Below are 8,020 nucleotides of genomic sequence, written 5' to 3'. Positions count from 1 at the left end.
GCGATCGGAGAGAGGCCGCCGGTGCTTTCTACTTGACTTTCGTCAGTTATATGGCAAAAAGACCTTCGCATGATTGAGCGGGGAGGCGGCATGAAACGAGAACGACCCAGAAGATCTTGCCTGGTTGTCAGCCACGTCATTTCCTCCCTTTTCCTGTCCGTCGCGTTTCTCACCGAAGTGGCCCTGGCGCAATCGCCCACGCCGACCTTGGTACCTCGCACGGTGAGTATTTCTCCTGCCGTCACGGCGATTCCCACGCCAGGAGCCAGCGCTGTCATCAGTGTGTCCATCGACAACGCAAATAGTCTGTCCGGGTTCACGATCGACGTGACCTACGACAATCCGACGGCGGTGCTGGCAACAGCTGCAACCAATGCAGGAACGCTGACCGACCGTTCCGGTTGCTTGTTCATTGCGAATACGGCTGTTACCGGGAAAGTGAGCGTGTCGGTCGCGTGCATCTCTCCGCTGAGTGGTAGTGGGGCGGTGTTTCAGATTACCTTCCTGGGCCAAGTGGCCGGTAGCAGCAATGTCGCGGTGACGAAATGCGATTTGTTCCAGGGCGGACAAAAGGTGCCCTGTAACACCGTTAGCGGCACCATTTTTGTCGGACCGCTACCCAGCGCTACTCCGACGAATACACCAACCACCACACCGACTAATACGCTCGCTCCCACAAACACGCCGACCAGTACCCCGACGCAAACGGCGACGAATACGCCACCCCAGACGCCAACCGGCACGTCCACTAGCAGTCCTACGACTAGCCCGACTCTGGCACCCAGCAGTACGCCGACGCTCACCCTGAGTCCGACCATAACTGCAACACCGACGTCAACGACCACGGGGACGCAGCAGCCCACAAACACGCCGACCAGTACCCCGACGCGGACGGCGACGAGCACGCCAACCCAGACGCCAACCGGCACGAATATCCCGACTCTGACACCCAGCAATACGCCGACGCTGAGCCCGACTGCGATCAGCACGAGCGTTCCAACGGCGACGCTGTCCGCCACTCCAACCAACACGCCGGGCAGTCCGGCGACACCGACGACAACAGCCACCCGGATGTCAACGAGCACACCGGTCCCAGTGCCTCCGGTCATTACTGGAGGCAACACGGCCGGATCGTCGCGCGTCTTCGGTCATGGGGCTCCCAACATCCCATCCCCGCTGCTGGAGATCTGCAGCGCTGGTTTGAACGGCATTGCGGAAGGGTGCGCCCCTGGCACCGATGACGTGTTGCTCGGCATCGGGGGGACCGACGACCAAGGCAATTTTGAGAGTAGTTCCGGTATCGGCATAGGTTTGTCTCGGCCCCTTGTAGCTGGCGAGAGGATCTTTGCCGTCGACCTGCAAGACAACCTGCCCGGACCTCCGGTCCCAGTGAGCCCCGGTGCTCAAATCCCGGATGTGAATGCGTGGGGCGCAGCCGCTCTTGCCGTTTCCCTTTTCATTGGCATTGCAGCGCGGATGCGGACCATGAGATCGCCTCACCTCCGCGCGCCGAAGCCGTAGTTTCAGTACGAATTCCAGCACCGTTGGGCGATTTGGCTCGCCGTGAGACCGGTTGCGGCTTACAGGGCACGGAAAGTGTGCCGTAAGGCTGCGTATAGTTCGCGGACGTTTGAAGCAGCGAGCACGGCGTTGCAGCGGCGTGCGTATGTGGCCATCGTGCTGTCGCCGGTGTTCCAATGTTCGCGCGGTTCCGGATTCAACCATGTTGCCTGCCGCACGGCGCTGTGAATGCGTCCAAGAACATCAGCGCGGGGTGGGCGTCGGTTGTTCCGCGCATCCCCAAGGATGAGCAGGATCGTGCTGCGAGTCAGCAGCGGCTCGTGCTGGTTCCAGAAGGCTACCAACACCTTGCCGAAATCGGATCGCGCGTACAGATCCAGCCGTTCGTGAGGAACCAGCGAGCCGCCCTCGAACGAAACTTCCACCGGCCGATCGACGAAGGCAAACAACCTCACCCTGCGAAAGAACGCAGACGCCGGGGTGAGGAGGGCGATCAGGAACTCGCTGGCGAGGGCCACGGAATGAGAAAAGTCGCATAGGGCGACGAGATCCGGGCGCCCGGGCCGGCGGCGGCGGAATGCCGGATCGATCGGAACGCCTCCCCTGCTGATCGACCGTCGCAAGGTGCGGCGTATGTCGAGCCGGCCACGCTGCGCTGCATGCTGGCGCCGGCTCAGGTGTGCCCGAAATCGTTGCGCCAGCTCAGCAACCAAGGCCTCACACGCCTCTGCGTCCGATGGCGACATGGTGCGGAACGGCATGATGAGGAGCGCCCGATCACGGGCCAGACGCTGGGCACGGTTCGGTTGCTGTCCGTGGCGGCTGAACTCAGCATGCCGTTCCGACGGCCGCCGTGCGGGTTCTGCACTCGGCCGCTCGGGGTGTTCGGTAGGGACAGGGAGTGTACCTGCTCTCCCGCTCCCGCGGCCAGGTGCATCCTCGGCGGGCTTCGGCCGCTCGCCCCTGCCTCGCCGACGTTCCGGTACTGCGAAAAACCGGTCGAAGACGGCGTCAAACGCCGGCCGGTCGGCTTCGTCTTTTACCAACGCCGCTGCCAGGCCTTCACGGAAGGCTTCTGGTTCGACGCCGATGACGCCGACCGCGTGCATGGCGTCGATCGCTTCCGCCATGGTGACTGGCAGGCCCACGTCGCGCAACGCATCGATGAAGGTGAGGAGGCGGTCTTTCAAACCAGGCCTTCCGTCCGCCGGGGAATTGGGGCTGTTATGCTTGGCGCGAGCTGGCGGCGAGCATGGAACTGATTTTGTTGTCCGCTTTGCGCAGGTCCTCTTCGTGTTTCAGCACGAGGCTGAGGGTCTGGCGTACGGCGCCGACATCCAGTTCCTTTATGCCCAGCGCTCGGAGTGCCCGTGCCCAGTCGAGGGTTTCGGCGATGCTCGGCGTCTTACGCAGGTCGAGCTTGCGCAGGCTGTTGACGAAGCGGGCCACTTGATCGCGCAAGCGCTCGCCGAGTTCTGGTATTTTCAGCCGAATGACTTCTCGCTCGATCTCGAGGCCGGGGAAGTCCAGGTAGAGGTAGAGGCAGCGTCGCTTGAGTGCCTCGGAAAGCTCCCGTGCCCGATTGGATGTCAAGACTACAGCTGGACGCTGGTGGGCCGTGATGGTGCCGATTTCGGGAATGCTCACCTGAAACTCACTCAGTAGCTCCAGGAGGAAGGCCTCGAATTCCTCGTCGGCCTTGTCGATCTCGTCGATCAAGAGCACGACCTTGTGTGGTGTGGTGATGGCCCGCAAGAGCGGCCGCTCCAGCAGGTATTCGCGCGAGAAGATGTGTTGGCTGACCTCGCTCCAGTCGAGGTCTTGAGTGCGATCCGTTTGAACGCGCAGCAGTTGCTTCTGGTAGTTCCATTCGTACAAGGCCTTGGCTTCGTCCAGCCCTTCGTAGCACTGCAAGCGGACCAGGTCCGTGCGCAGGATCTCGGCCATCACCTTGCCGATTTCGGTCTTGCCGGCCCCGGCCGGTCCTTCGATCAGCAACGGCTTTTCCAAAATCAAAGCCAGGTACAAGACGGTTTCGACGCGGGGGGTGGTGAGGTAGCGCGCCCGCTCGAGTCCTTGCCGTACCACCTCAGTGGTGATCTCGTCGGCACGCATCAGTCACATCGTACAGGGACGGGTTGCACTCCTGAAATGCGAAGGAGTGCCTGTGGGTAGAGCCAGAAAGCGACGATCCACAGCACCGCGATGCGTACATACAGGAATACAGGAACGGTGGTGGGGAAGGAGTCGAACGCTACGCTGAGGCCAACTAGGAGCACCAGCCCACCGGCGACCATTGCGGACATTTGCGCCGGACTCCGGAAGACCCACGGCGACTGTGGCAGCCAAACAGCGCCGGCCATGAAACCGATGAAGGAGCCACCGATGAGGGCCAGCGTGAGATCGGTGACCGGGACCGCCAGTGCGAGGGAGCTGACCGCTGCGGCGATGCTCGCCGCACGGCTCAAGTGGAACCCGGCTCGGGACCACCGTTCGAGCACGGGTGGAAGGAGAAGCATCAAGACGGCCCCGAGCGCCAGGCCACCGATGATGTCGATCGGGAAATGCACCGCCAAGTACAGGCGTGAAAAGGAAATCAGTGCCACCATGACTGCTGCCACTGCCGAGAACCAGCGGCGCCCAACCCACCAGGCCAGATAGGTCCAAAAGACCACGGCATTCTGTGCATGGCCGCTTGGAAACGCATTGCTGCCGGTTCGGTAGGGGCGAAGGTCGAGCACCCGCGCCAGGTGCGGGTCGGGGCGTGGGGTATGGACCCATAGCTTGGCAACCGTGTTCAGGAAGCCAGAGGCGAGGATGAGCAGGAAAAGGATACTGGCACGCCGGCGATCCACGACCCAGAAGAGAGGCGCGAGCACCAGGTAGTAGAAGGTGTGATAGCCGAGATCAGTCGCACCCCGAAACACGATGTCGCAGAACGGATTCGCCCAGGTAGCGATCCAATGGAACAGGACGTAGCCGGTGAGGGTTTCCATCAAGAGGTTAGTAGCCCCACCGGTATCGAAGAGGCAAGAGACGCCGGACTGCGACGTTGAGGTGGCTGCGCTTCCGCGCGACGAGAAAGAAGAGTCGTAGCCGCCTTAACCGCGGGCTGGCACGCGGGCTTCGGGGACGGGCACCGGCAAACCGCCACGGAAAGACACGCCGGCCTCTGCGAGGATGCGGCCCAAGTGCTGGATACTGATCTTGCGGACGACGCGTTGGCGAATCAGCTCGTTTCGCAAGCTCCGAAGTGACCATCGCGGCCGCATGACACCCACCAGCTTCGGATCCATCAAGGCATGTCGGACGATGGCGGCGCGTACCTCGGCCGTAAAAACCAATGGATGCGATGAGCGCCGTGCCATCTGCAAACCGAGCATGCCGTGCCGCTGGAACCGCTGCAGCCAGCGGCGCACGCAACTGCGTCCGACACCGAGCGCGCTGGCGATCTCGGTCTCACTCAAGCCGCGGCCTCTTGCCAGTACCACACGTGCGCGGCGGGCAACTTCAGGGCGCGCCTCACGTGCCAACACATCAAGCCCGCGCTGCACTTCACTGTTCAGCGGAGCAAAGGGCTGCTCGCCACGTCGCCAGTATGCCTCCGGCAACGGCAGTCCGTGTAAAATCTGCCGCAGGCCCTCTACGCTGATTTCTTGGATGATGCCACGTCGAATCAAATGAGTCCGTAGCCGCCGCAGCGACCAGTGCGTGAAGGTCTCGCCGGCTGTCGCCGGACTCTCCATTGCGAGACGCGCAGCCGCGTCGCGTACGGCATCATTGAATCGTCGTTTCCTGCTTTTCCCGGTCGAGGCATGGATCAAGCCGCGCAGCCCGTATTTTTCGAAACGCAGGAGCCATCGCCGAACCGTGGCTCGATCGACATCGAGAACGTGCGAGATTTCGCTGAGCGGCCGTGCTTCATTCCTGGCAAGAATGATGCGGGCGTGCCGACTCAGGCTTGGACTTCCTTCGCTTGCGATCCAATGCAACTCGGCCAGCACCTCTGGCGAAAGATTGAGGAGCTGACGAGCCGAGCCGATTGGCGCTGTGTCAGAAGTCGACTGCAACGGCTGGGAGCCCGCCTCCGTGGTTAGAGCAGGGGAAGATTCCATATGATGCGGATCAATAAAAGCGGCTGGTTGATCCATTACTGATTCCGTCGGTGCACCTGAGGCCCATTAATCAATGTCTTTTTACTCTTCAACGGAAGGAACCGCAACTCCTGCGGAAGGCTCAATAGACAAGCCCGACGCTCTTACGCTTCCTCCCAAAAAATCTCGGCGTATTCCCGTGAACTGATGCGGCCATGCTTGCACAGCTCGCACACGGTTCCGGTAGTGAGAAGGTCGCCACATACGACGCAGCGCGCTTTGACCGTTCGATTCCTTTCCTTTAACGTCAGCACATCCATCGGTCCCCTCCTGACCGCGAGAAGAAGCAACGGAGGTGCCACGCCTGGCAACCCATGGGCGCGTACGAATCCGCGCAATCGCGGGTCGGATTTGTCGCGATTTCAGGACAATCAGACTCTGGCAGGGAACAGTTTTTCGGACGGATGGAAACGGCTCAGCGTACGCCTTCGAATGACGAAGGCGGCGCCGTAAAACAGCGCGAACGGGTTTACCGCCGAGCGGCGGCGCGCGGTTCCAATGTTTCGACAATGTTGGTGGTCCGATCCGCTGCGCGTACCGCTGCCTCACTCTCTGCCGTCGCCCGATCCGCCGCCTGTGCCGCGCGTTCGGCGGCGGCTTCGATGCGGGCAACCAAGGCCTCCGTCAACCCATGGTCAGTGGGCGGTTGGGCCGCGACCGCTGGCGGCGCCGCTGCAACCGGTGGTGGCACTGCCGGCTTCTCCCGCGCTTGCAGAATCAATTCTATTTCATGTCGCTTTTCCGGGGTGATGTCGCCCCGGAATTTCAGCACGCCAAAGTTCGGTGCTGCTGGGGAGAGCAAAACGGGACTAAAATCCGTTTCCAGGTTCCGCTGCAAATAGTACAGGCGCGTTTCATACGCTTCCCACGGCCATTCCGGCGAGGTTTCCTGGATCTCTGCGTAGTCGGGATAGCCGTACTTGGCGACGTATTCGTTCAGTTGGCTGATGTGGTCGATTTCGTATTGCAGCCGGTGGGCATTGATGGCGTAGGGCTGGCCAATTTCCACGATGTACGGTCGGCGTGCCGTCCGTTCTCTGCGTACGTCGCCGAAAGCGGCGCCTGAGTGGAGAACGCTGAGCAATACCACGGTGGTAAGAACAAGCAGCCCCTTTTGAGTCATCGTATTTCCTCCGCAAATGAGCGCCAAAAGGCTAAAGTAGTAAGGCCAACGCGTCAAGCGGAATTTTGTGATTTGCCGGAGGCCTACGCACCTATACTGCGATATGCTTCCAGCGCCCGCTGTGGAAGCGCCAGGCTTTCAGGGCGGCACGGGCGACGTAGTCCCCCATGAGCGCAAACCAGACCCATGGTAAGCTGAGGTGCAGAACCACGGCGGCAACGTACGCAAACGTCAGCCGACAACCGTAGAAACCAACGAACACGGCCAGAAGCGGAAAACGGGTGTCGCCGGCCCCGCGCAATGCGCCTCCGATGGTGAAATCGATGCCCATCAGAGGCTGCGCCACAGCCAGCATGCGAATGAATGAAACCGCGTCGGTGACCACTTGCGCATCGTCGACGAACAGCGTCGCGATCGGCCGTGCCGCCAGGAAAATGATGACACCGCAAACGGACATCAAGTAGATCGCCAGCCGGTTCGATTCCCATCCGCTCCGTTCGGCAAGCACGGGATCCCCCGCTCCGAGATTCTGTCCTACCAGAGCCGCTGCGGCTGCTGCGAAGCCGTAGCCGGGAAGAAATGACAGCGCCAGGATCCGCACCCCGATGAAGTACGCCGCCACGGCGCTGGTGCCGTAGCGGGCAGCGAAGGCAAGATAAAAGAAAAATCCGATCTGCATGATCATCTGTTCGCCGGCAGCCGGGTATCCGATGGCCAGCACCCGGCGAATCGTCTTCATGTCCAAGCGGAGCGGGTGAAGCGTGACCCTTAAGACGAGTCTGCCGCGCACCAGTAGCAGTAGGCCCACCGCGATCCCAACCGTGAACGCGATAGTGGTCGCCAGCCCCGATCCACGCACCCCCAGGGCCGGCAATCCGAGCTTTCCGAAAATCAGGACGTAGTTGCCGACGATATTGAAGATGTTTACGATGACACCGATGAACAACGGCGTTCGTGTATCCCCCGCGCCGCGCAACGCCGAGCCGATGACGAACAGGACCGCCGATTGAGGAATCGACAACATGACCAGCTTGACAAAATCGCCGCCCTGCGCGACCACCGACGGCTCGACGCCAAACAAGCCGACGATTTCCGATGCAAATATGATCACCGGGATTATCGCAACGACCGAAAGGCCAAATGCAGTGAGGATCGACTGGCCCAGTACCTGGTTGGCGTCGGCCTCTTGGCGTGCCCCGATGTGCCGCGCCACGAGGGCCAG

General features: G+C 61.4%; 7 protein-coding genes. All 7 read right to left on the bottom strand.

The window, feature by feature from the left end; genetic code table 11:
* Positions 1-491: 491 nt before the first annotated feature.
* A complete protein-coding gene (locus tag VF515_19345) occupies positions 492-1,124 on the bottom strand; it encodes a hypothetical protein (GenBank protein HEX7409791.1) in 633 nt (210 codons plus the stop codon).
* Positions 1,125-1,580: 456 nt separating this feature from the next.
* Positions 1,581-2,711 carry a VWA domain-containing protein gene (locus tag VF515_19340; protein HEX7409790.1) on the bottom strand — a complete coding sequence of 377 codons (1,131 nt, stop codon included), beginning with the start codon at positions 2,709-2,711 and terminating at the stop codon, positions 1,581-1,583.
* Positions 2,712-2,745: 34 nt separating this feature from the next.
* Positions 2,746-3,636, bottom strand: coding sequence for a MoxR family ATPase (locus tag VF515_19335; GenBank protein HEX7409789.1), 891 nt, complete (start codon positions 3,634-3,636; stop codon positions 2,746-2,748).
* Positions 3,636-4,517, bottom strand: coding sequence for a phosphatase PAP2 family protein (locus VF515_19330; GenBank protein ID HEX7409788.1), 882 nt, complete (start codon positions 4,515-4,517; stop codon positions 3,636-3,638). The genes VF515_19335 and VF515_19330 overlap by 1 nt, the downstream gene beginning before the upstream one ends.
* 105 nt (positions 4,518-4,622) lie before the next feature.
* Positions 4,623-5,513 carry a helix-turn-helix domain-containing protein gene (locus VF515_19325; GenBank protein ID HEX7409787.1) on the bottom strand — a complete coding sequence of 297 codons (891 nt, stop codon included), beginning with the start codon at positions 5,511-5,513 and terminating at the stop codon, positions 4,623-4,625.
* A 631-nt stretch (positions 5,514-6,144) separates the two neighbouring features.
* Positions 6,145-6,798 (bottom strand): hypothetical protein, encoded by a 654-nt coding sequence (locus tag VF515_19320; protein HEX7409786.1) that lies wholly within the window; start codon positions 6,796-6,798, stop codon positions 6,145-6,147.
* A 91-nt stretch (positions 6,799-6,889) separates the two neighbouring features.
* Positions 6,890-8,020 (bottom strand): MATE family efflux transporter (locus tag VF515_19315; protein HEX7409785.1); only part of this gene is annotated, 1,131 nt, incomplete at its 5' end.

The sequence above is a fragment of the Candidatus Binatia bacterium genome, assembly GCA_036382395.1.
GTDB lineage: Bacteria > Desulfobacterota > Binatia > HRBIN30 > HRBIN30 > JAGDMS01.
The sequence above is the reverse complement of the archived record's forward strand: the minus strand, read 5'-3'. Positions and strand labels throughout refer to the sequence as shown.